Annotated in this window: 22 protein-coding genes; 2 read left to right on the top strand and 20 right to left on the bottom strand. The window is 48.5% G+C overall.

Annotation, left to right across the window (positions count from 1 at the left end):
- Window positions 1-3: 3 nt before the first annotated feature.
- The 6 genes from ACNFN4_RS21195 to ACNFN4_RS21170 all read right to left on the bottom strand — a co-directional run bounded on the left by ACNFN4_RS21195 (window position 4) and on the right by ACNFN4_RS21170 (window position 7,799).
- A complete protein-coding gene (locus ACNFN4_RS21195; protein WP_017419244.1) occupies window positions 4-1,266 on the bottom strand; it encodes a glycosyltransferase family 2 protein in 1,263 nt (420 codons plus the stop codon).
- A complete protein-coding gene (locus ACNFN4_RS21190) occupies window positions 1,259-2,986 on the bottom strand; it encodes a DUF2334 domain-containing protein (RefSeq protein WP_065180963.1) in 1,728 nt (575 codons plus the stop codon). Before ACNFN4_RS21190 ends, ACNFN4_RS21195 begins: the two co-directional genes overlap by 8 nt.
- A complete protein-coding gene (locus ACNFN4_RS21185) occupies window positions 2,976-3,824 on the bottom strand; it encodes a diguanylate cyclase domain-containing protein (protein ID WP_014416937.1) in 849 nt (282 codons plus the stop codon). The genes ACNFN4_RS21190 and ACNFN4_RS21185 overlap by 11 nt, the downstream gene beginning before the upstream one ends.
- Window positions 3,805-4,881 (bottom strand): lipoprotein YdaJ, encoded by a 1,077-nt coding sequence (locus ACNFN4_RS21180; protein ID WP_448200463.1) that lies wholly within the window; start codon window positions 4,879-4,881, stop codon window positions 3,805-3,807. Before ACNFN4_RS21180 ends, ACNFN4_RS21185 begins: the two co-directional genes overlap by 20 nt.
- A 233-nt stretch (window positions 4,882-5,114) precedes the next feature.
- Entirely contained in the window at window positions 5,115-7,301 is a 2,187-nt protein-coding gene (locus ACNFN4_RS21175; protein WP_215797307.1) for a DNA topoisomerase III, read from the bottom strand.
- Window positions 7,302-7,364: 63 nt separating this feature from the next.
- Window positions 7,365-7,799, bottom strand: a complete 435-nt coding sequence (locus tag ACNFN4_RS21170) for an Lrp/AsnC family transcriptional regulator (protein ID WP_007410180.1) — start codon at window positions 7,797-7,799, stop codon at window positions 7,365-7,367.
- Between the two features lie 175 nt (window positions 7,800-7,974).
- Here ACNFN4_RS21170 and ACNFN4_RS21165 point away from each other — a divergent pair, with 175 nt between their 5' ends.
- On the top strand, window positions 7,975-8,265 hold the full coding sequence (locus ACNFN4_RS21165; protein ID WP_007410179.1) for a DUF3817 domain-containing protein: 291 nt from the start codon (window positions 7,975-7,977) through the stop codon (window positions 8,263-8,265).
- A 37-nt stretch (window positions 8,266-8,302) separates the two neighbouring features.
- On the opposite strand, the gene ACNFN4_RS21160 is transcribed toward ACNFN4_RS21165, so the two are convergent.
- The 9 genes from ACNFN4_RS21160 to ACNFN4_RS21120 all read right to left on the bottom strand — a co-directional run bounded on the left by ACNFN4_RS21160 (window position 8,303) and on the right by ACNFN4_RS21120 (window position 19,424).
- Window positions 8,303-9,112 carry a lipid II flippase Amj family protein gene (locus ACNFN4_RS21160; RefSeq protein ID WP_014416933.1) on the bottom strand — a complete coding sequence of 270 codons (810 nt, stop codon included), beginning with the start codon at window positions 9,110-9,112 and terminating at the stop codon, window positions 8,303-8,305.
- Window positions 9,113-9,607: 495 nt separating this feature from the next.
- Complete coding sequence (locus tag ACNFN4_RS21155) at window positions 9,608-10,030, bottom strand: pyridoxamine 5'-phosphate oxidase family protein (protein ID WP_003156270.1); 423 nt, start codon at window positions 10,028-10,030, stop codon at window positions 9,608-9,610.
- A 6-nt stretch (window positions 10,031-10,036) separates the two neighbouring features.
- Window positions 10,037-10,660, bottom strand: coding sequence for a GNAT family N-acetyltransferase (locus ACNFN4_RS21150; RefSeq protein WP_115940450.1), 624 nt, complete (start codon window positions 10,658-10,660; stop codon window positions 10,037-10,039).
- Window positions 10,661-10,747: 87 nt separating this feature from the next.
- Complete coding sequence (locus tag ACNFN4_RS21145; protein ID WP_115940449.1) at window positions 10,748-11,251, bottom strand: D-lyxose/D-mannose family sugar isomerase; 504 nt, start codon at window positions 11,249-11,251, stop codon at window positions 10,748-10,750.
- 12 nt (window positions 11,252-11,263) lie between these two features.
- Window positions 11,264-12,124, bottom strand: coding sequence for an SDR family oxidoreductase (locus ACNFN4_RS21140; RefSeq protein WP_007410307.1), 861 nt, complete (start codon window positions 12,122-12,124; stop codon window positions 11,264-11,266).
- A 158-nt stretch (window positions 12,125-12,282) separates the two neighbouring features.
- Window positions 12,283-13,797 carry a class I adenylate-forming enzyme family protein gene (locus ACNFN4_RS21135; RefSeq protein ID WP_014416929.1) on the bottom strand — a complete coding sequence of 505 codons (1,515 nt, stop codon included), beginning with the start codon at window positions 13,795-13,797 and terminating at the stop codon, window positions 12,283-12,285.
- 222 nt (window positions 13,798-14,019) lie between these two features.
- A complete protein-coding gene (locus tag ACNFN4_RS21130) occupies window positions 14,020-16,104 on the bottom strand; it encodes a BglG family transcription antiterminator (RefSeq protein WP_094296384.1) in 2,085 nt (694 codons plus the stop codon).
- Window positions 16,105-16,403: 299 nt separating this feature from the next.
- Window positions 16,404-17,306, bottom strand: a complete 903-nt coding sequence (locus ACNFN4_RS21125; RefSeq protein ID WP_021495104.1) for an aldo/keto reductase — start codon at window positions 17,304-17,306, stop codon at window positions 16,404-16,406.
- A gap of 114 nt (window positions 17,307-17,420) precedes the next feature.
- Window positions 17,421-19,424: a penicillin-binding transpeptidase domain-containing protein gene (locus ACNFN4_RS21120; RefSeq protein WP_020955335.1), complete on the bottom strand. Its 2,004-nt coding sequence runs from the start codon at window positions 19,422-19,424 to the stop codon at window positions 17,421-17,423.
- Window positions 19,425-19,580: 156 nt separating this feature from the next.
- On the opposite strand from ACNFN4_RS21120, the gene ACNFN4_RS21115 reads away from it, so the two are divergent.
- A complete protein-coding gene (locus tag ACNFN4_RS21115; protein WP_007410301.1) occupies window positions 19,581-19,901 on the top strand; it encodes an antibiotic biosynthesis monooxygenase family protein in 321 nt (106 codons plus the stop codon).
- On the opposite strand, the gene ACNFN4_RS21110 is transcribed toward ACNFN4_RS21115, so the two are convergent.
- From ACNFN4_RS21110 to pxpB, 5 genes are all read right to left on the bottom strand, one after another.
- The gene (locus ACNFN4_RS21110; RefSeq protein ID WP_369719110.1) at window positions 19,872-20,087 is read right to left on the bottom strand and encodes a YczI family protein; all 216 of its coding nucleotides are present in this window, start codon (window positions 20,085-20,087) and stop codon (window positions 19,872-19,874) included. The genes ACNFN4_RS21115 and ACNFN4_RS21110 overlap by 30 nt on opposite strands.
- A gap of 195 nt (window positions 20,088-20,282) precedes the next feature.
- Window positions 20,283-20,924 carry a GDSL-type esterase/lipase family protein gene (locus ACNFN4_RS21105; RefSeq protein WP_007609458.1) on the bottom strand — a complete coding sequence of 214 codons (642 nt, stop codon included), beginning with the start codon at window positions 20,922-20,924 and terminating at the stop codon, window positions 20,283-20,285.
- A gap of 64 nt (window positions 20,925-20,988) precedes the next feature.
- Entirely contained in the window at window positions 20,989-21,738 is a 750-nt protein-coding gene (locus ACNFN4_RS21100; protein ID WP_007410299.1) for an IclR family transcriptional regulator, read from the bottom strand.
- A gap of 17 nt (window positions 21,739-21,755) precedes the next feature.
- A complete protein-coding gene (locus ACNFN4_RS21095; RefSeq protein WP_014720726.1) occupies window positions 21,756-22,763 on the bottom strand; it encodes a 5-oxoprolinase subunit C family protein in 1,008 nt (335 codons plus the stop codon).
- 2 nt (window positions 22,764-22,765) lie between these two features.
- The gene (gene pxpB, locus ACNFN4_RS21090) at window positions 22,766-23,497 is read right to left on the bottom strand and encodes a 5-oxoprolinase subunit PxpB (protein WP_014416921.1); all 732 of its coding nucleotides are present in this window, start codon (window positions 23,495-23,497) and stop codon (window positions 22,766-22,768) included.
- Window positions 23,498-23,500: the final 3 nt, after the last annotated feature.

Below are 23,500 nucleotides of genomic sequence, written 5' to 3'. Positions count from 1 at the left end.
AGGTCACCCGCTTTTATTTTGATTGTATCGCTCCGTTTTGTACCACTTGACTTCCTGCTTGAACAAGCGGTGCTTGATCTCTGTGAATAATGACCAGATGACGAGCACGATCCAAGCCTGAGAGTATGTAAAGTACATCAGAAATACGATAAAGAAGTTTTGTTTGTTCATTTCTGTTTTTTCAATGCTTAAAGTAATCATGACCTCAGTCATAAACAGGAAAAAGGCCAGTATCCACAAAATCATCGCCAAAAACCCGACTGCCAGATGCAGGTCGTAAAAAAGATTGATGATAAAAATCGTGTTTGACATGATCACACCGAAGAAAAACAAAAAATACGTAAAAAAGAAATAAAACAGATCGAAGATGATCCGCTTGCGTTTCAGCTTGAAAAATTGGGATAAAAACTTGAGAACGACGTATTGGTTGCCGCGCGCCCATCTTGTCCGCTGACGCCACCACACCTTCCATGTCTCAGGCTCCTGCTCCCATGTCACGGCCGCCGGGAAAAAGCGGATATGGTAGCCGAGATTATACACGCGGATGGTCAGCTCGGTATCCTCCGCCAGCGCCTTATCATCCCAGCCGCCGAGCTGTTCGATAATGCTCCGCCTGATCGCGAAGTTCGTCCCCGGGATGGTGGCGATTTTGAACCATTTCCATCTGCCGCCCTGCGCCATCCACTGAAAGCAGATGGTTTCAATATTGATAAACTTTGTCAGGATCGTTTTGGCCGCGTTGATGACACGGAATTTCCCGACAACCGCTCCCGCTTTCTCATCATTCATCAGACCGAGAACCAGGTAGTACACCGCCATTTTTTCCGGCGTATTGTCCGCATCATACACGCAGATCACGTCTCCGTTCGATTCCGCGAACCCTGAGTTCAGCGCCGAAGATTTTCCTTTTCCGGCGTTCGGAGGCTTTGTGATGACCATTTTAATGAAGTCATACTGACGGGAAAATTCATTGACGATGTCTCCCGTCCGGTCGGAGGAATTATCGTTAACGACGATGATCTCAAGCCTGTCTTTCGGATAATACAGGTTCACCATCGCCTTCAGCGTCTGCCTGATGACGACCTCCTCGTTATGCGCGGGAATGAGCACGCTGACCTTCGGGAGCTCCCCCATCTTTGCGCGCCATTTCGGAATGTTCCGTTCGAAGGTCATATAATGCCTGAATCCGCCCTGCATCAGAAACATGTGATAGAGAAGCATCACCCATATTAAACTTAATGAGATAAAAAACAGAATGTTACTCAAGGCTCCTTCTCTCCTTAAAGATTCGTTTTTTTAATGTGGCGCGCAAATAAAGAACGTAGCAGGCGAACATGATGATAAACAATAACACCACGCCGGAGAGAATCCAAAGCGCTTTTTCCAGAGGCGTCTGCTGATGGTGATTGAAAAAGGCCGTTATCGGATGAATCTTGTTTTCCACATGAATGGTTCCGTCTCCGTCCGTTTTGATCCTGACGCTGTCCGACGTTACCGTTTGCTTCGTTTTCTTCAGATCGAGCCACTCGCCGCCGGGAATCCGCTCCATCTGATTGACGAGCTCGGGGAGGTATTTCATGCCGAGATACGGATGGTAGAAACCGCCCGCCGTTCCGCCGCCGAAATCAATCATCTGCGAAATATGATTCTCCATATCTCCGAGCGGATTTTCCTTTGAGTTATCGGCATAACCGATTGTTTCAGGGTACAGCGTCATCCCGTCCAGCATAGCCGGCTTTGAGACGAACGGAGGGGCGCCCGAGGTTTTCCACGTCGTGCCGCTGAGCTGCACTTGTCCGAAAATGCTGGAGAAATAAGAAGATGCGATTTTGTAGCCTTCTTCAGACATCGTATAGTGCGGCGCTTCGAATGACAGCGGGTAAAGGCCGAGCTCTGTCAGATCGTCAATCGCCTGCTCCAGCTTCGTTCTCGTGTAGATGTTTTCTTTTTCACGGAAAGGCTTCACATACGCCCGGTACGCTTTTTCATTCGGAAAATCCTGTTCCTTTTCAAGCTTGACCGGAGTATCATCCGCATTTTCTGACGTAATCGGCTGATCCGCTTTGGCATCCCAAAATTCAAAGCCTTCTCCCGTTTCGCTGTATCGGTATGCGTGCGTGTAGCCGTGAATAATGATGCTGCCGCCCATTTGCTGAAGTTTTTTCAGGACGCTGACCATTTTCGGTTTGTCCGCCAGGTATACTTTTTCTCCGTTTTCCGGATTGAGATAGACCGGAATGACCGCCAGAATAAACGGAATGTGTCTTTTATGCAGGTAAGCGCCCGCTTCGTAAAGCAATGTTTCATCTGACATCGGACTGATGTCTTCAAGCCGCAAATAAAGGAGGGTGCCGCCCGCTGATTCTCCGAAAGCGCTGCGCAGCGCTTTCGCCGTCAGAAACGAATCATTTAACAGGCTCGTCACACCGAAATAATAGTCAGAGCGCGCCGTTTTCCACATAAAAGGGCGGGTGCCGCCGTCACCGGACCGGTATGTATAAAGGGGCTTTCCTTTTACTCCCGATACGCCGAGCACGGACATTCCTTTTTCAAGCGGCATGTCTGTTTTTTCTTTCTTGCTGTAAATGCGGTATACCGTTTCTTTTTCTGTCAGGGACAAACCCGCAAATTGGCGGAACTGTCCGGCGTTATAGCCGATGCTGATAAGCTGCTGCGGCATGCTGCTGATCAGAGACACAAATGATGTGCTGAGCTTTTTTTTCGTGACGCCGTAATAGATGACTCGCCGATTCTTTTTGAGGTCCGCGGCTGTGATGTCTCCGTCGCTTTTCACGGTGACGGCTGATGAGAAATGGCCCGCGGTCAGATCAAGCATTTTGACCTCAGCGGTTTCTTTGCCGTCCGTGCTTGTATAAATAATGAGAATGCCGTCCTTTTTGTCTTTTGCTTCCGCCGTAAGGGGAACATAAACCGCCGAAATCATGAAGAGCGCCGAGAGTAAGAGACGTATCCATTTAGAGTTCATTCATCATCATCTCGTTTTCCAGTTCATTTAAAAATTGCTCGGCCGTTTGTAAATCCTTTCGGTACGCCAAGTAACATACACGGAAGGTGATGGAGACGTATTTACCGTTTTGCAGCCGGTACGTATCCAATTCCTTTTTCAGCTTCGCCAGAACGGCCGGCATGTTTTCTTCAGGCGTATGGGTCAGCACGATGCCGAACCGTTCGGCGGACGGCCTGAATTTTTTGTCTGTTTCCCGAACGCTTGACCGGATTTGGCGGCTGATAAATGCCAGCAGACGGTCGGTCTCTTTTTCTCCGTAGAGGGATTTGAATTCCTTGAAATAATGCATGTGCAGCAGCAAAAAGACGAAGGAATTGCCGTAGCGTTCCGCCCGCTTGATTTCCTCAGAAAGCTCCAGCTTCATCCGCAGATGGTTGTCAAAGCCGGTCACCCTGTCGACGGCGACAAAGCTCGTAATCTCTTCACGCAGCTGTTTCACTGAGCGCTCAAGCCCCTTCGCCAACTCGTGAATCCTTCCCGCTATGTAAGAAAAGAGCAGCAGTGCAATCCCCCAAATGACCAGCACCTGCAGACTTTCGGCACCGGCAGACGCCATAAAGCCCCCGGTCTGAAACCACAGGAGCAGGCTGCCGAGAACAAATAAGACGAGTAAGGTGATGACGAGCGCGTAGATTGCCCCGAACCATATGCCGGCTCCCGTGACAAGCAATGTGATGCAGGTTATCAGAAGCCCTGCGGATTGCTGAGACGCATAGTAAATAAAAAAAGACAGCAGCACCAGCATAACTGCTGTGTAGCTGCACAGTTTTTGTGATTCATTGAATGATATTTTCATTAAACAATTTCCTTTCAGCCAGAAGCGGCAGCAGGTTATCGAAAGAATGTGTATCGCCCCCGCTCATATAGCCGCCGTAATCAGGTTTCAGCGTGTCCAGTGTTTCAAATGAAGTCATTCTTTTATAAAGCGGCTTGATGACAGCCGGATCAGCTTTTTGTTCTGCTAAAAAAAGAACGGCCAGGGCGTAAACGGACGGTGATTCGTATTGAACCGCCGGCTTCTTCGTGTCTGCGATGTACCGTCCGTACAGCTGTCCGCGCGACTTCCATTCTTCTATGATCCATTTTGACAGCACGGCGGCTTTGTCATCGCCCCGCTTCAGATTCACGGCGGCGTACAGCTGGTCGATGACATTCACTTCGCTGTCATATTTGTATTCCTTTGTTTCAGTATTGAACGATTTCGGCAGAAAACCATTTTTCAGGGGCGCAAGATTGAGAACATCAAGGTTCCGGTTTTCCGTTTTCTCATCGATAATCCCCTTTTCTCTGAGCATCTGTAAGGCGCCGGGGTCGACATAGGACAACGTCACGGTCTTTGATGCGGCATTTGAAGCGGCATCATAATAATCCGTAAAATACCCGTCATTCGTATTGTATTTTTCCAGCGCCTTCCCGATCTGCACCGCTGTTTTCCCGTATTCACTGTTACCCCACAGGGTTCCGGCCTCATTCAGACAGTTCATGATTCTGAAATCATCAATTAAGGCATTGATGCCGCTCGCTTTATTCCCGTCAATCTTCCACGACACGAGCCCGTTTTTCGTCAGAAACGAATCGGTGAGAAGCTGATATTGCGCTTGAAACTGCCGTTCATCTTTCCTGTTCAGCAAAAATGCCATCCATAGTCCGAGAGACTCAGATAAATATTCCGGCTCACCGGATATGTTCGTCCGGATCATCCCCCGCCCGTTCATCAATTTATGATAAATAAAATGCTCTGCGGGCTGAAGCGGTTCGGCCGCCGCCTGTTTTTCAGTGCCGGCCTCCGCGCACCCCGCCGTCAGAACGATCGAAATCAAAAGGATCATCAGACGAAAAACGAATTGCTTCACAGTCTATCCTCCTATTTTACAAATCCTTTTTTAGACCCATATCTTATTTTTTCACAAAGTATTTTTACTATATAGGAAACGATAAAAGAATACTAGCATTTTTTCACATTGGGAAATTTTAAATGGGAGCACCGCCTGCTCACCTTTTCCCTCTTCACATGGATCGTATTCCCATTACAGTAAAAAACACAAAAAAAGGCAGCATTTCGTTACAAATGCTGCCTTTCTCTGATCTATTTATCCAGGCCGAGTTTTTTCAGCTGTTCTGCCAGCGCGTTGTTCATCGGCTCCTCTTTGTTTTGGCTTTTCATATAAGAGTTGATGTCCCGCTTGGATGCGCGTCCGGATTTATCTTTCGCCTTGCGCTTTTCAAAGACGGACAGTTTCTCCCGGTGGCCGCATACACATGCGAAGGTTTGGCCTTCGCCCTGGCCGCGAAGCTCCATTTTCTTATGACAGTTCGGACAGCGGGCGTTTGTTTTTCTTGCCAGCGTTTTCCGGCTGCCGCACTCACGATCCTGACATACGAGCATCGTGCCGCGTTTGCCGTTGACTTTAAGCATCATTTTGCCGCAATCAGGGCAGGCGGTGCCTGAAATGTTGTCATGTCTGAAAGTTTGGCTGCTGTTTTTGATTTCCTTCACCGTTTTGCCCGCATATGTTTTCATGTCTTTAATGAACACGGCGGATTTCAGTTTGCCCGCTGCGATGGCGGAGAGCTTTTGCTCCCACTCAGCGGTTAAGGCCGGCGATTTTAAATCTTCCGGGACGAGCTGTAAGAGCTGCTTCCCTTTTGACGTGATGAAAATATCTTTTTCTTTTTTCTCGATTAAGAAACTGTTGAACAGTTTTTCAATGATATCAGCGCGGGTGGCGACTGTTCCGAGTCCGCCGGTTTCACCCAATGTTTTCACAAGGTTCTTCTCTTCTCCCTGCATAAAGGCGCTTGGGTTCTCCATTGCGGATAACAGCGTGCCTTCATTAAAGCGCGCCGGCGGTTTCGTCTGTCCGCTCGTTTCTTTCAATGATGAGACAGTGAGGCGCTGACCCTGCTGAAGATCCGGGAGCGTCTGGTCTTTGTCTTCCTCGTGATCGTCGTCATCCTCGTACATATCATACACGGCTTTCCAGCCAGGCGATTGAACCGTTTTCCCTTTTGCGGTAAATGTTTCGCCGCCGATATCGGCTGTAACCTTTGTTTCTTCGTATTCGAACGCCGGCATTAACACGGCGAGAAAACGTTTGGCAATCAGATCGTAAAGCTTTCGTTCTTTGTCGCTGAGGCTTGAAAGGATCAGCGGCTCCTCTGTCGGAATGATGGCATGGTGATCCGATACTTTCGCATCATTGACGAATCCTTTATGCGCTTTGACGCCCCGCTTCAGTATTTGATTGACGTACTGTGCGTACGGCCTAACTTCCATGCCGTTTAAACGGTCTTTTAAAGTCGGTACGATGTCTGCGGAAAGGAATCTGGAATCCGTCCGCGGGTAAGTGACAAGCTTATGCTGTTCATACAGCTTTTGAAGCACGGACAGCGTCTCTTTTGCGGAAAAACCGAAGCGCTTATGAGCGTCCCGCTGCAATTCCGTCAAGTCGTAAAGACCGGGTGCGAAGCTTTTCTTCGCCATTTTTTTCAATTCTGAGATGACTGCCGGCTTTCCTTGCAGATCTTTTGCCAAACGGCCGGTCACCGTCTGATCGAATGTTCTTGTCTGCTTTGTTTTTTTATCCTGCCATGTCAGCGTCATCTGATCAGCCGCCGCGCGGAGACCGTAATAAGGAACGGGTTTGAACGCCTGAATGTCCGCTTCACGCTTGGCGATCATCGCCAGTGTCGGAGTCTGGACGCGTCCGCATGACAGCTGCGCGTTAAATTTCGTGGTCAGGGCGCGGGTCGCGTTGATGCCGACGATCCAATCCGCTTCCGCTCTGGCAACCGCGGAATGATACAGGTTTTCGTACTCTTTGCCGCTGCGGAGCTTCTGGAATCCTTCTTTAATCGCCTTATCTGTCACAGAGGAAATCCACAGCCGCTTAATCGGTTTGCGGACGTTTGCCTTTTCGATAATCCAGCGGGCCACAAGCTCCCCTTCCCGTCCTGCGTCTGTAGCGATTACGATCTGGCTGACGTCTTTCCGGACAAGCTGAGCTTTGACCGCATTGAACTGTTTTCCTGTTTTTTTAATGACGACGAGCTTTAAAGGCTCCGGAATAATCGGCAGATCCTCAAGCCGCCATGATTGAAATTCTTTGCCGTATCCTTCAGGGTCAGCGAGCGTTACCAGATGCCCGAGCGCCCATGTGACGATGTAGCGGTCGCCTTCAAGATATCCGTTTCCTTTTTTATGACACTTCAGCACGCGGGCCAAGTCCCGGCCGACTGAAGGTTTTTCAGCTAATACAACTGTTTTTGACATGCTTTTCACTTCTCTTTCTTTCACAATCATCCTGTTATTATAACAGACTTCCTCACGCTCTCTCTAATCGAGGACGTTTTTTGTGTCAATTTCTGAGAAAATGACGTGGGTCACGGTTTGGGCATACGGAGAGGTGCGGTTAATGAAGTGTTCGATCGTTTCCAGGCTGTCCGCGTTCATCTTCAGCATATAACACGCCGCGCCGGCGACCCGAAAACAAAATTCAATGTTGGGAATGGATTGAATGTAGGTTTTGAATTGATCGTATTTTCCGTTTTTCACCGTCGCTTCGACAATGCAGGAAACGGGAAGTCCGATCTTTTTTTGATCAATGTCCAATGTATAGCGCTTAATAACACCGAAGGATTCAAGCTGTCTGACACGCTCTGTGACGGACGGGGCTGACAATTTGATTTTTCTGCCAAGCTCCCGCATGGACAGGCGGCTGTCCCGCTGCAGCTCTTTAATGATGCTCAGATCAACATTATCTAGTTTCATGACTGTAGTCCTTCCTTACCCTTTTGGCTATATTATCAAGAGAAATCCGAAAAATGACAAGAACAACAGGCTGAAATCATGCAGGTTTTTTAGGAACAGACGCGAAATGGTCATATTAGGACTGCCCTTTGCTTATAGTATAGAGGAAAAAAGATGTCCGACAGGAGGGAGCTGTATGTTACACACGCCGATCGGCAGACTTCGCACGATGGGGTTTATTGAAGGAATGTCGCTTTTGGTGCTGCTGTTTATCGCGATGCCGCTGAAATATTGGGCTCATCATCCGCTCGCCGTCACCATTGCCGGTTCCATTCACGGCGGTTTGTTTATCATTTATCTGGCGGTGCTGGCGTATGCGGCGTTTACTGTCAAATGGCATGTGAAATGGTCAGCCGCCGGTTTTATCGCGGCCTTTATTCCGTTCGGTAATTTTATTTATGATCGCGGCCTGAGACATTATCAATAAAAAAGCTCCTCTTCTGCAGAGGAGCTTTTTTCATGCGTTACATCCATTTCGTCACCCAGGCGATATAATAAGCGCCGGGGATGAATACGAGCTGAGCGAGAAGCGTGCCCGCGACCCTTGATGTCACCATCGTCAATGATGTCCATTTTAAGGAGACGTAGCTGCGCTTGCCCTTCGCCACATCGTCTGCCAGTACGGAGACTTTCGGGTCAACAAACACAGCCAACAGCATAGTCGCAACTCCGTTGATTAAGCCTGATGCCATCACGGCCGTCGTGCTGTGCTCAGGCGCCAGAAGGCCGGCGTACAGAGCGGACAGAACACCGATCGTGTAAATAGACGTAATGACCATATTAATGACAAACAAGCGTTTCGGGATCATTCGGAATTGAAGCCCTTTTAAATAGGAGACTGACGGCAGTCTGATATAAGAACGCGCATGCTTCAGCCCGTTCAGTGAAAATCCTTTTTTAAATACCTGCATGACGGAGCCTCCTCCGTCCGCCAAGTGTATAATCGCCCTGGTGAATAACGCGACGAATGTCGGCAAAAGACAGATGCCGAGTATCGTTCCGACCGTGGAGCCGAATATTAAAAATCGAAACTGGGCGCCCACAAGAGACAGGGCGTTTGATCCGGCGGCATCAATCAAATGTCCGGTAAACGGCTGCTGAACCATGTTTGACATGCGCGACACGATGACCATGACATTAAATAATGACAGCGCGGACGCGATAAATCCGACTCTCGCGCCGGAAAGCCGTGTTGCATAGGCAAGCGTTTCAATCGAATGTATCAGCAGCAGAAAACAGAAGATAAACAGTACTTGTGAAGTAATAACGTGCAATGTATGATTCCTCCAAATCTTTTCTACTGATTAGACTCTGCAGACTGCGGCGAGGTTTCGGCCGGTTGCATAAAAAAACCGCCCGGATGCCCGGCGCGGTTTTGTCTTATTCTTTTCTTACGCAAATAAATAATATATGGTTGCCCGCCTTAGCCCGCGGGTGATTCGTATTAACAGTTCCGATAGAATCATTCTTCGAAAGTAAACACCATGGAAGTTCTTGAACACAAGACAACGAAAGCCCTACCTCTCAATCGTCACTGCGGCTCCGAAGCCGCGCCGGTGTGAATTGTAAAACAAAAAGTCTTTTTTCCATCTCTTCGTTAGGGGCGAATGTCAGAAGGAAAAGAATAAGCTCAGCTTTTTTCAAGCTGTCCGTTGAAGCCTGAAGCTTCTATATCAAAACAGAAAAAAGAAGTTTACTTTCTTTTTTATTTGCATGTTGTCACTTAGCAATTAAGTATAACAGATTGCCCCTGAATGATCAAATGATTTTTAAAGTTCCAGCTCGGCCGGCGTTTTTTCACCCGCGTTCATGAGCTTGATCTGCTTCGGTTCAATTTCAAGAATCACCAGGTTCGGATCGTCTTTTCCGTCAAACCAGCGTTCCAGTTTCGGATCCCACAGCTTTTCTTTTAAATCGGCTGAGTTGTTCAGTTTGGCGGTTCCGGCCACTTCCACATAAGCGTCTCCGAATCCTTCACAGTCATACCCTAACAGAATATGAACATTCGGATTGTTTTCAATTTCTTCCGCTTTATGAGTGTCTTTGCTCGTCGGCGTGTAAATCGTTAAGCCGTCATGGAAAAATGTCATGTAGCGTGAATGCGGTTTGCCTTGCTCTACCGTCGCAAGCGAACCGACTTTATGATGATCCAGTACTTCAAGCACTTTTTCTTTGATTTCATTTTGATTCATGAAGAATCACTCCTTTTTAACGTCTCCGCTGTTACTTTTCCACATTGGGGAGACATTTAAACCAAGAAATGTGCTCTTCTGCCGATCTTCGCTCCATTCCCGCTTCAGCATGCTGTAGGTCACCGTGTCATGATAGGCGCCCTGTACGAAAATGCCTTCTCTCGTCAGTCCTTCTTTCTGAAATCCGAGCCGCTCCGCCACCGCCCTGCTTTTCGTGTTTTTTTCAGCCGCGCTGATCATGATGCGGTTCAGGCCGAGATCCTGAAATGCATGGGTGATGACCGCCCGGCAGCTTGCGGTGATAATGCCGAATCCTTCATGCTCTCGATCCAGCCAGTAGCCGATCTCTGCTTTTTGATTGACTGTATCGGCATTATGGATGCTGATCATGCCGCAAAACCGGCCCTTCACAAAAATTCCGGCGTCAAACCCATTCTCTTCCGCGTATTTATAGCGCCATTCGGGGATGATCACATCGCGGTACGTATCGATATCAGCCAGTTCTTCCGCCCAGCTGAGCCATTCGCTGAGATGGTTTTGATTTCGCTTCATAACAGAATACAATTCGTCCGTATCTTCTTTGGCAAGCAATCTGATCGTCAGATGTTCCCGGATTTGACAGGAAAACACGACCACACCTTCTTTCCTTTATTAGCCATTATACAGGTAAATTCATTTTTTTCCATACAAAAAAAGATGAGGCGTGCAGCCTCATCCTTAAATGCGCGGGTCGGTGAAAACATCGTGATCATCCGTGCTTGTCGATGACATTTCCGTAATGACCGCCCCTTCTTCTCCCGCTTGAAACCAATGCTTCGTATCCGGCGGAATGGTGTATTGTCCGCCCGGCTCAAGCACAATCTCATGCCAGACGGTGTAGTATTCCTTGTCTTCTTCCGGCGGGAGGACGCTTGGGTTCTCTGTCTTTTCACCTTCCACGTAGAGATACACCTTCCCCCAGCGGCAGCGGAAAGTCTCTTGTTTTCCCTTCTCGCCGCCGACCGGCGGATGGCGGTGTTCCGGACACGTCTGGCGCGGGAAGAGCACCAATTCTTTCGAACAGTAGCGGTCGGTATTCACGTAAATAAACAGCTGAAGCCCGGTTTCCTCAAGCTTGTCTAAGCCGTAATCCATGATTTGAATGTCTTCGACTTCATCATCAGTCAGAACGATTCCCGCTTTTTGATAGTATGCATTCACGTCATGTTTCGATATCGTCATGCTTCAGCCCCCTTATGTGGTCACAAATTTGCCGCCGTTGACATGCAGCGTCTGCCCGGTCATATAAGATGATTCATCTGAGGCCAAGAGCACATAGCAGCCGACATGTTCAACAGGCTGGCCTGCCCGGCCCATCGGCGTAGTCTGACCGAAGGAAGCGACTGTTTCTTCTGAGAATGTCGCCGGAATAAGCGGTGTCCAGATCGGCCCCGGCGCCACGGCGTTGACACGGATACCGTCGTTGACGAGTGCTTGCGCCATGGATCTCGTAAAACCGTTAATCGCGCCTTTCGTAGCCGTGTAGTCAATCAGCTGCGGATTGCCTGTGTAAGGATTAATGGATGTCGTATTGATGATCGCGCTGCCCGGCTTCATGTAATCAATCGCTTTTTTAGTCAAATAAAATTGTGAGTAAAAGTTTGTCTTAAAGGTTCTGTGAAGCTGCTCGCTTGTGATGTCTTTAATGCTTTCTTTCGGATGCTGTTCCGCGGCGTTATTCACGAGAATATCAAGACGCCCGAATTCTTCAACCGTTTTTTCAACGGCTTCATTACAAAAGTCTTCCTCACCGACATCGCCAGGGATTAACAGACATTTTACGCCTTCTTCTTCCACTCGTTTTTTTGTATCTTCCGCATCACCATGTTCATCAAAATAGACGATCGCGACATTTGCGCCTTCCTTCGCGTAAGCAACCGCTACGGCGCGTCCGATACCGCTGTCGCCCCCTGTGATAAGTGCGGTTTTCCCTTTTAATTTATCAGCGCCTTTATATTCTTTGTATTCGTAAACAGGCGCCGGATTCATTTCGCTTTCAATGCCCGGCTGGCGGTTTTGTGATTCCGCCGGGAATTCCTTCGGATAGTTTTCCATGTCAAGTTCCTCCTTCTTGTTCGATCTCATATTTCTTGTCTACCTCGGCTGTCTTTTGGATAAACATGAATGAGACAGTTCAAAACGTTTTCGGAGAAAAATGTTTCACATGGAACGCAAGAAAAAAACCCGGCTGGCAGCCGGGTTTTTATTTTCTATTATGAACGTACCGCTTGTTTGCGGAGCACGTCTTTTCTCACTTTTCCAAGGTTGTTTTTCGGAAGTTCGCTGACGAACTCAATTTCCGGAATTTTAAAGGCGGCAAGACGTTCTTGAAGGAATCGGGTCACTTCTTCTTCTGTCAGGCCTTCTCTGCCGTTTGTCACGATGAACGCTTTCGGCTTTTCGCCGTAGAGCGGATCAGGGATACCGACAACCGCCGTTTCGAGAATTCCCGGCACTTGCTGAATGACCTCTTCAATCTGGTCGGGATAAATATTGTCCCCGCCGTAGATGATGACATCTTTATAACGTCCGGTGATAAAGATAAATCCGTCTTCATCCACATAACCGGAATCGCCGGTATGGAACCAGCCGTCTTTCAGCACTTTTCGTGTCGCTTCTTCGTTACCTTCGTAGCCTTTGAATAAAAACGGACTTGTCACAACGACTTCTCCGATTGAGCCTTGCGGAAGGACTTCACCTGTTTCCGGATCTACAACGCGGACGTCCACTTCTTCCATCGGTTTACCCGCGGAAGCGGCTTTATCCATTCCCATTTGCGGATTCCAAGAGCTGATGCCCCACGCTTCCGTGCTTCCGTATCCGTGCATGAGCGGGATGCCGATGTCGAGATACTGCTGGATCAGACTGCTTGGCACCTTTGTGCCTCCCGTCATCATATAAACGATAGAAGACATGTCAGTCTGATGCGTTTCCCATGCTTTCAGCAGGTATGTGTAATAGACCGGAAGCGCCATCACGGTTTGAATTTTCTCTTTTTCGATGAGCTTCAGGTTTTCCACAGGGTCCTGATTGTCTGTCATAATGAATGTCGTTCCGCTCATCGTGCCGACCATCTGGCAGATAATCGCGCTCGTATGGTAATTCGGATGGCATGCTAAGAAGCGGACATGCTGCATTCTCCCCGTGTATGCCAATGTCGCGTTTACGTAGTTGTATATGCCGCCGTGAGTGATCATGCAGCGTTTCGGATTGCCGGTTGTACCTGAGGTAAACATCAGCAATGCCGTATCGTTTTCAGACACCGTTTCGACATCCGGTGTATCACCGGAGCCTGTCAATAAAGCGTCAAACTCAGGCGTTGTCTCCGCAGCTGTTCCTGTTACGACCTTCAGTTTAAGAGAAGATGCAAGCGCAGGAAGCACTTCTTCCATGATCTCTTTAAATTCAGTGCTGTAAAAAACAGCTTTCGGTTCACAGGCTGCTAAAATGCCTTTCATTTCGTAAGGTGTTAATTGCCAGCTGACCGGCACAACCACCGCGCCGATTTCGAGTGCCGCAAACATGACAATGGATGCCGCGTGGCCGTTTTTGCAAAGCATCGCCACTCTGTCGCCTTTTTTTATTCCTTTATCAAGAAGCGCTTGTGCAAGCTGGTTGATTCGTTTTCGATATTCCGCGTAGGTCAGGGTATACGCACCGCTTTTTACAGCTTCGATCTCTTCGCTATTTGAAATGTCATGCAGAATCAGATGCTGTAATGTCTCCATATTTTCATCTCCCATAATGATAAATCACAAAAAAACTCTGTCAGATTTTCTTTCTCACGCAACCCATTTTAAACCAAAAAATATAACTTGTAAAACTATTTTGTTTTAGAACTATTCCATCAGTGAATGATACAATAGTCCCGTGTTTTTAGTTTCTTCCCTTCCCCTTACCCTCATACATGCACAAAAAAACACACCCCACATGAGGTGTGCGCTTCCTGTTTACCGCTGTCCTTTCTCCTGAATGAAATGATAAAACAGCTTGTTTAAACGTTTGTATAAATCGGCCTCATCCTCCGTCTGGAAGGCTTTTATACTGTCTTCAGACTCGATAATGGCCGAGCTGACCGCACTTAGTATTTCCGACCCTTCAGCGGGCATATCAGCCGGCGCCATCATCACCAAAGCGCGGTCGGCGGTCAGGGAATTTCCGTCCATGCCTTTGACACTGCATGGAGCTGTCAAATCATAAATTTTGAAAAAAGGCGTGACAATTTCTTCATTTTTGAGATGGTACAGGGCCATCGCCGTTCCCGGAATGCCGAGTCCGCCCTGTCGTTCACGCTCAGCAAGGCGCTGTGCGGTTTTTTGGGCATTATGAACCAATCCTTCTTGCTCCAGCATGTCAAACATACGGTTCAAAAACAGCTCATACGCCGTGTTTGAATCAATGGATTTGATCGAAAAGTTCCGCAGCACGCTTTGGATAACCGCCGCGTAATGCGCCATACGGCCGGCCGCTTCCAGCATATCAGGCGTCTCCGGCTGCTTCTCTTCTCTTTTACCGTTTCTTTTTTTGTCAAGAATCAGCGGAATTTTTCTTTTGATGTACTGCTTGACCTGATCAGCGTCTTCTTCGTTTAAAAGCGGACTGACCATGACGTAATCAATGTTTTCATACGGGATCGGAACAGTGGATACGATCATGTCATACGCAGCGGTGTCTCGGTCCTTCAGTTCGATGAGGGAAGACATATCAAAGGAACGGATTTCCGGAAGCTCTTTTTTCAGCCTGGATGCGAGCATTTTGGACGACCCGATGCCGCTAGAACAGACGATCAGCGCTTTGATCTTCGCTTCTTCCCGTTTGATTTCCAGAGCGGAGCCGAAGTGAAGAACGATGAAAGCGATCTCATCATCAGAGAAAAGAAGCCCCGGAAAGAATTTTTCCATTCCTTCTTCTACGGCCATGTACAGCAGAAAGTAGTCGCGTTTAATTTGCTCGGTCATCGGGTTGTACATGTCGATATTTTCTTTTACCCGGTTGATCGCAGGCTCCAGATGGGCGATTAAACCGTCGTATAAAGAACCGTTTTCCGTCAGATCAATTTTAATTTTTTCAGAAATGAAGCCGATCAGCTGCTTCGTTTGCAAGGCCGTTTCAACCTCTATGTCTTCCGGTTTGAATTCCGTTTTGTATTTGCGGTTGGCGCTCCGCAAATGAATGGTGATATAACCGATCTCAGCTTCCGGAATTGAAACGCCGAACGCTTTTTCAAGCTCTTTTGCCATTTCCAGCGCAGAGCCGTACTCCCTCGTCTGCTGCAGCGCTTTTAGTTCCGAAGCCTCCATTGTGATGGTTTCTCCGAGCCTGATCCGGTCCATCGCAAAGGTTAAATGAACCGCAAGCGCCATGTATGAGCTGTCAGATAAGGCGATCGCGATTTTTTCCTTGAGCTGAATTAAGAGCCGGTCCATTTTCAAAAGTTCCGCTTTATTTACGACGCCGAACATTTTTTCAGCATCGTCCGGTTTTCCTTTAATATTCAATTCAACCGCTTCCAAAAAGCTTTGAATATCAAGGCGGTTGACGATGAGATTGCCGACGATTTTCCGTTTCGCATTTTCCGGCCCCGTCAGCTGAATGCCGAAGCCCCTTTTTCGGATCAGCGTCAAGCCGAAGGGCGCAATCCAAGTCTCCAGCTCATCCAGGTCATAGCTGATCGTCGCGTTTGTCACTTGCAGTTCGTTCGCCAGACTGTAGAGCTTGATCGGCTCTTGAGACTCTAATAGTGAACATAGAATTAAAAGTTTCCGCTCCTCAGCGCTGTATTCATGCTGTTCATAGGACAGGTCTGACAGGAGTTTTTGTTTGTCCTCCGGGTTTCCTACCGCTTTCAGTCCTTTGCCGGGCTGTTTATCAAGTGCCAGACCGAATGATTCCATCATCGGTTTGATTGTTTTCAACTCGCGGTGAACGGTTCTTGTGCTGACTTGTAAAGCTTCCGCCAGTTCATGCACTGTCTCGTACCGGTTCTGCAGTAATAGATGTTTCATTAATTTTTGTTCTCTCGCTGTCATATACATGAAACGCGCCTCCAGATTTTCTAGTTGTGAGAAGTATGGCATATGGGGAGTGCTGCCGGGGAAAGTGGTGTAAGTTATAATATAAAACGCTTTCAATGATTATTCAACCATTTTCAAATGGCAATTTGGCACTGGGCCGTGTGACAGTATTGAAAAAGAAAAATGTGTCAGATAATATGCCATGACGCTTGTTACTCTTGATCCGCACGGCTATACTTCAAAGTGACCTTACTTGTTTTTAGACATTGCACACCACATAAACAAACGCCCGGAAGATAGCTTCCGGGCGTTTGTTCTGTTTATGGAATATCGCAGCCTTGGACACCGGTATAAATCCGGAACCACTGATCATGGCTGAGTTTGTACGCGGAGGCACGCACCGCGGCGGAAATGCGGTTCTTTTTTCCGCTGCCGACAATCGGCATGATGTCCGCCGGGTGGGTGAACAGCCATGCGTACATGACTTCGTCAATGGAAGCGGCGCCGATTTCTTCCTGTACGGAACGAAGCGCGGCACGGATACGGACGTCCTTATCTGATTGTCCGGTAAAGACGCTCCCGCCCGCAAGCGGTGACCACGCCATCGGCGGAATGCGTTTTTCCTGACAGAAATCCAGCGTGCCGTCATGAATATTTTCCAGCTCGTACGCCGAGATTTCAATTTGGTTTGTGATGAGCGGATCATCCAAATAGGATTCGAGCATTCTGTACTGGTGCGCTTTAAAATTCGACACCCCGAAATATCTGACCTTTCCCGAGCTTTTCAGCGCGTGAAACGCTTCAGCCACAGCCTCCGGGTCCATAAGCGGGTCCGGTCTGTGAATGAGCAGCACATCCAGATAATCCGTATTCAGATTCAAAAGCGACTGCTCCGCCGACGCTAAGATGTGAGACTTCGACGTATTATAATGATGCGACTTGTTTCCGGGCCGTTCCGGTGATTCAATGACAATCCCGCATTTTGTGACGATTTCGATTCGCTCCCTTATTGAAGGCGAAAGGGACAAAGCGCCGCCGAACAGCTTTTCGCACGTATAACCGCCGTATATATCGGCATGGTCGAAGGTGGTGATGCCTTGGCTGATACACCATTCAATCAGATTCAGCAGCTCTCCGTCTGAAACATTCCATTCGTTCAGACGCCAAAGCCCGTGTATCACTCTTGAAAATTCCAGGTCTTCAGCCAATTGAATGCGCTGCATGTGAAATCCCCCTTTTTCTTAGAGCCTCTTGTATCTCTGTTTTCAGGAATTGCCCATGCTGTTTCATTCTGCTTCGGCGGCCGATTTTCCTTTCAGCCCGCAAAAAATCGTCATTTAATGATTCTGAAACTGCTTTTTCGCTTTTTCAACGACGTAATGGCTTCCGCCGCGTTTTTTGACGTCTTGAATCATCATCGCGATCAAGAGGTCTTTCTTTTTATAATCGTAACCGACAAACCAGCCGTTTTCTTTGCCGTCTTTATCTTCTTTAGACGTTTTCAGCTCGGCTGTACCGGTTTTCCCGGCTACGGTAATGCCGCTTACGGCCGGCTGATATGCAGAGCCGCGCGGATCTTCAACGACGCCTCTCAGCCCTTTTGTGATTTCTTCGGCATTGGCTTTCGATACCACTTGCTTATGCCAGATTTGCGGTGTTTTTTCTCCGTCTTTGATCAATGTCGGTTTGACGAGATTTCCGTCTGTTACAAATGCGGTATAGTCAGCCGCTAAGTGCAGCGGAGACATCAGCATCTGCCCCTGGCCGTAGCCCGTATCTCCGAGAAGGATCTCGGAATCAAGCTTGCCGTTAGCGATTGAAGACTTTTCAATCGGAAATTGGTACGGAATCTCTTCATCAAAGCCAAATGTTTTTAATCCTTTTGTAAACGCGTCCGCTCCGGCATCTATGGCATTTTGCGCAAAGTAGATGTTGTCTGATGTGATCAGCGCGTTTTCGAGATCCACTTCATTCAGGCGCTCTGATACGCGTGTGACATGGTAACCGCCCCAGCTCGAATTTTTCTGCCACTCTTTTCCGGTGATTTTTTTCTTTTCTGACGCTTTCAATGTGCCGTTTGTCAGGCCGACTGCCGCGGCAATCGGTTTAATCGTTGATCCCGGCGCATAAAGTTTGTTGAATTTCGCTGAAAACGGATTGTTTTTATCTTCATTCAGCTTTTTCCACTCTTTTCCGCTCCAGCCGAAAAGAAAGCCATTCGGGTCATAAGACGGTGCGCTGACGAGCGCGAGTGTCTCTCCCGTTTGCGGTTCGAGGGCGACTGCCGCTCCGCTGTCATCTTTCATAGAATCATACAGCTTCGTCTGCGTTTTCATGTCAATCGTTACATGAATATCCTGCCCGCTTTCGGCTTTCTTTTCAGCAATGACCTCACCTGTTTGCGGGACGTAAATTTTCCAGCCGGTCGTGCCGCGCAGCTTGTCTTCATATACATTCTCAAGGCCGGCGATGCCGATTTTGGAAGTATCGCTGTATTGGCCGTCTTTCGCTTTTTTCAGCTGCTCCGCTGTGATGGTTTTAATATAACCGGTCAGATGGGCCGCTTTTTCGCCGTACGGATAGTAGCGGGAGCTGACTTTCGTTTTCGTCACGCCGTCTAATGCGAGCAGGCTTTTGACCTTGCTTTCATCATCCGGTCTGATTTTTTGAAGCGGGACATAGGAGTCGTCTTTTACCCAGCCCTGGTTCAGTTTGCTTTTGATATCGTCTTCAGAAAGGTCCAGTTTTTCAGACAGTTTTTTGATCACGCTGTCTTTATCCTTGCCGAGTTTTCCAGGGATAATGCCGATTTCCGGCACCTCGGTATTCACGGCGAGACCTTTTCCGTCTTTGTCGTAAATTTGTCCGCGCTTCGGTTCTTCATTTGCGATCTGCACGGTTTTGTCATCGGAAAGCTGTTTGAAAATAAAAGAAGGATTCCAGTCGATGTTCCATGATTCTCCATCGTCTGTTTTTTCTTTTTTCAGGACGGCCGTGTTTTCAAAAGCGACCTTCCCTGCTTTTGTATCCATGCTGACTTTATAATCGATGTGCTGGAGGTCATCTTTTTTCTTGTCGTCTTCGTCCTGTTTTTCGGCAGTGACTTTCAGATTTTTGACCCCTGCTTGTTCATAAACGGTTTCATATCGCTTTACAAAATCCTTTTTGGATCGTTTTTTCTTTTCATCCTGGGTGAGGCTTTGGTACATCTTATCGTAATGACCGCCGTTCCAGTCTTTTACGAAATCTTTCATTCTGTCTTCGGCCGATTCCGTTTTCGAGCAGCCGATCAAACCTATGATTCCTGCGAGTAAAAGTAATAGGTATAACCCTTTTTTCACTGTCTATTCCCCTGCCTTCCAACTGTTATTTTCTCCTAAACCAAATCAGGCTGGCAAGGATTTTTTTCTCATATTGTTTAAAATTTTTTTGTTTTTCCTGCCGTCACGGGCCATATTCTTATACAATGTATCTATTAAAAAAAGGGGGAATTTCAGATGATCAGAGAAGCAGCCATGCTGTATGTAAAAGAAGGTCTTGAGGGGGAATTCGAAGAGGCATTCCGCCGGGCGGAGCCGATTATCGCGGGCATGAAAGGTTATCTGTCCCATTCCTTGTCCAAATGTATGGAAAAGACGCATAAATATTTGCTGCTTGTGGAATGGGAGACATTGGAAGATCATACAAAAGGCTTTCGCGGATCGCCGGAATATCAGGAATGGAAAGCCTTACTGCACCGTTTTTATTCACCATTTCCCGTTGTGGAGCATTTTCAGGATCTATCAGCCTCAGATCGCGTGAAGCGTAAAACCGATTAAGGAGATCGACCATACAAAAACGGCGGTATAGATATTGAATTTCCCGGAGCCGTCGTTTTCTTTCCGTTTTTCCTCCAGCCCCTGAATGAACATGACCGCACCGAGAAACACGAGCATAACCGGCTGTATGACAGAGGTATGTTCCGCATACGTAAATGCGGCGGCCGCAAGTATAATAATCAGCATCGCGAGTGACAGTTTTAAGGCGCGCAGCAAAGCAATCCATCCTTTCTGTTATCATTTTTTGAACACAATTCTATTTCTGTCTTTATCCCCCATTATTCTAGCGTATTTTTTGCGCGGATAGAACGAAAGTCGGACAATTTTAAGTTTGTTTTAAGGAGCACGAAAAGCGCGCTCCCGATGAAAAGGAGCGCGCGGTTATGAGCGGGCGAGGCTTCCGTATCCGAGCCCCCGCAGGACGCATGCCATGACTTCATACCCCTTGCTGTTGGGGTGTACGCGGTCATGAGAGAGATATTCATTCATTTTTCCTTTGAAAGCGCTGTGGACGTCGGCAATTTTGACGTGCGGCGCCGATGCGAGTGTGCTGAGGTGCGCATTATAAGAGGATATCCATTTTTCTGCAATGGAGATGCCCGGGAAAGGATTGTATAAATTGAAGACGCGGATCTCATAAGGAGACGGGTGCGGCCCTTTTAAGGCAGCGATCTTGGCAATCATCTTTTCAAAGTTCTCATGGCAGTGACTGGACACGCTGGTGAACACCGAAGCGTCCGATGTTTGCTGATATGCCTGAACCGAATCGATCAAATCGTTGCCGCAGCCTGTAATCGTAATCATATCAGCAGCCTGAATCCGCCTCTGAATGTACGGCAAGGACATAAGCCCGAGAATTTCTCCCGTCTCAAGGCCTGATTTGGCAAAGATGGATACGTCGGTTCTTGTCTGTAAATCTTCTGCCATCATACGCCCGAACCGCTGGACAAAACCGGCGGAAAACGGCCCGGATCCCCTCCCCGTCGTCAAAGAATCCCCCAGCGCCGTATAAACAAGTCCCATTTACTTTCCTCCACTCGTTACTATCGATATTGTAATGTACGCGAGTGAAGAAAAATTGGCTCGGTCAATAACCCAATTTCTCAGAAATATGCTGTGCGGCGGTTTTGACCTTTTCGGTTAAATACGGCAGCCTGTCCTCTGAAAACCGGGCTTCGAAGCCGGCGATGCTGATTCCGGCAGCCACCTTACCTTCGTGATTGAAAATCGGCGCCCCGATCGCCGCCGTGTAATCTTCTAATTCCGAATAGCTGATCGTATAACCTGATTGTAAGGATCTTTCAATGGATTGAAGCAGTTCAGCCCGATCCGTCATCGTGCCTGAGGCGATTGCGGCAAGCTTTGTCTTCTGAATGTATGTGTCAATCTCCTCTTTTGGCAGAAACGATAGAATGCTTCTGGCGCACGCTCCCGCGTACAGCGGCGACCGGCGGCCGATTGCCGTATACAGGCGGACGGTTTGAGTGCCTTCAATTTTTTCGACGTAAATGGCTTCATCTCCGTCCCTCATGATCAGCTGAACGGCCTCATCCACTTCGCCGCACAGCTCTTCCATAATCGGTTTAGCTATTTTCCTGATGTCCAGACGTTCAGAGACGAGCTGGCCGAATTGTAAAAAGATCAGACCAAGCTGATAACGGCCGTCCGCTGCCCGGGTGAGAAATCCCGTTTCCTCCAGCGAGCTTGCCATCCGGTGAACCGAGGTCTTCGGCATTTCCGATAGAGAAACCAGCTCATTTAAGCTCAGGCTCGGTTCAGTCAGAAACAAATGAAGCAGTTCCATTGATTTGATGACGGTTTTGTTTTTGTTTTCCATGATCTTTAGCCCCTTTGTCAGATCAGCCATTCCATTTTGAGCCTTGCTTTCAGCTCCTTCAGCTGCTGTTCCTTCTCTAAAAGCAGCATTTCCGCTTCCTCCAGCGAAACGGCCCGGAACGTGATATGTTCCCCCGGCATCGTTTGGGCGACGAGAGGAAGATCGGCGGATATGATATGCGCCATCCGCGGATAGCCCCCCGTCGTCTGTCTGTCAGCCAGCAGAATAATCGGATTGCCGTCCGGCGGCACCTGCACCGTTCCGAACGTCACGGCCTCTGATACCATCTCCAGCGGCTCCCGCAATTCAAGCGGAGCGCCCTTCAGCCGGTAGCCCATTCGGTCGGATTGAGGCGTGACCGTATATGACTCTTGGTAAAAACGCAATTTTGCTTCTTCTGTAAAAGCATGAAATTGAGCGCCTTCAAGCACTCGTATGACCGGATTTTTTTTCAGCGGCAGAAATCCTCTGCTGCTGACAGACCAATCAGGCGCTGAGAAACCATGCTGTCCGAAAGAATCGCTCAGACGGTACGCGATTGATTCCGAACATGGCGTCATACGGCCGAGCGGCAGCTCATCATCTTTTTGCAGCGCTCTTCCGCAAAAGCCGCCGATCCCCGCTCTGACATACGTGCTTTTGCTTTCCATGACGGCGGGCACGTCAAATCCCCCCGCGACGGCGAGATAAGCGCGGCTCCCCATCTTGCACGGCCCGAATGAGACGACGCTGTTTTCCTTTATCAAAACCGGTTTCCACAGAGGGGCGGGCTCCCCATTAATATGAAGGGCGAAATCAGCTCCCGTGACGGCAATAACCGCAGGTTCTGAAAATTCAAAGGAAGGCCCGGGCCCCATAAGCGTAATTTCCAGCCCCGCCTCTTTTTCTTGATTTCCGGCAAGAAGATTGGCGATGCGCAGAGAGATCGTATCCATTGCGCCGCTTCCCAGTACACCGTATTTCTGATACCCCGTCCGCCCCGTGTCCTGAACCGTCGTCAAGAGACCGGGCTTTACCACTTTCATACTCATTCGGCTCCCTCCTTGATGCGGCTGTACTCCTCTGCCGTGATCCGGACGAATTTCACCGTATCGCCCGCTCTCAAAAGACTCGGCGGATGTTCTTCCGGCCTGAAAAGCCGGAGCGGGGTGCTGCCGATCAGCTGCCAGCCGCCGGGAGTGGATATCGGATACACACCGGTCTGCATTCCCGCGATTCCTACTGAACCGGCCGGGATGGACGGCCTTGGCGACGCCTTTCTCGGCGCTCTGATCCGCTCAGACATTCCTCCTAAAAACGGAAATCCCGGCGCAAATCCGAGCATATAAACGAGATATTCGCCTTCAGTATGAATGCGGATGACGTCTTCCGGGGTCAGATCGTTCATCTCAGCGACCTCTTCTAAATCGGGACCGAAATCACCGCCGTAGCAAACGGGGATTTCCATCACCCGGCGCTCTTCTTTGCGGTCGGTCATTATATGGCTGAGACGTTCCGTCACTTCTTTCTTGACCAGGGCAAAAGGAGAGACGCCTTTTTTTATGTTTGAGACGGCATACACATCATAAAAGATCGTTAAGCTTGTAAATGCCGGAATACATTCAACGAAGCCCGGAAACGGCCGTTCTTCCATACAGGCTGCCGCCGCATGCACCCGGCTGTTGACCTCTTCGCTGATGTGCCCGCCAAAGCGGATGATAACGGCGGAATCACCGTACGGCTGTATATCAAGCGCTGTATTTCCGCTATACTGCATCATTGT

The sequence above is a fragment of the Bacillus sp. N1(2025) genome (assembly GCF_053470005.1).
This window is presented reverse-complemented; position numbering and strand designations above follow the sequence as displayed.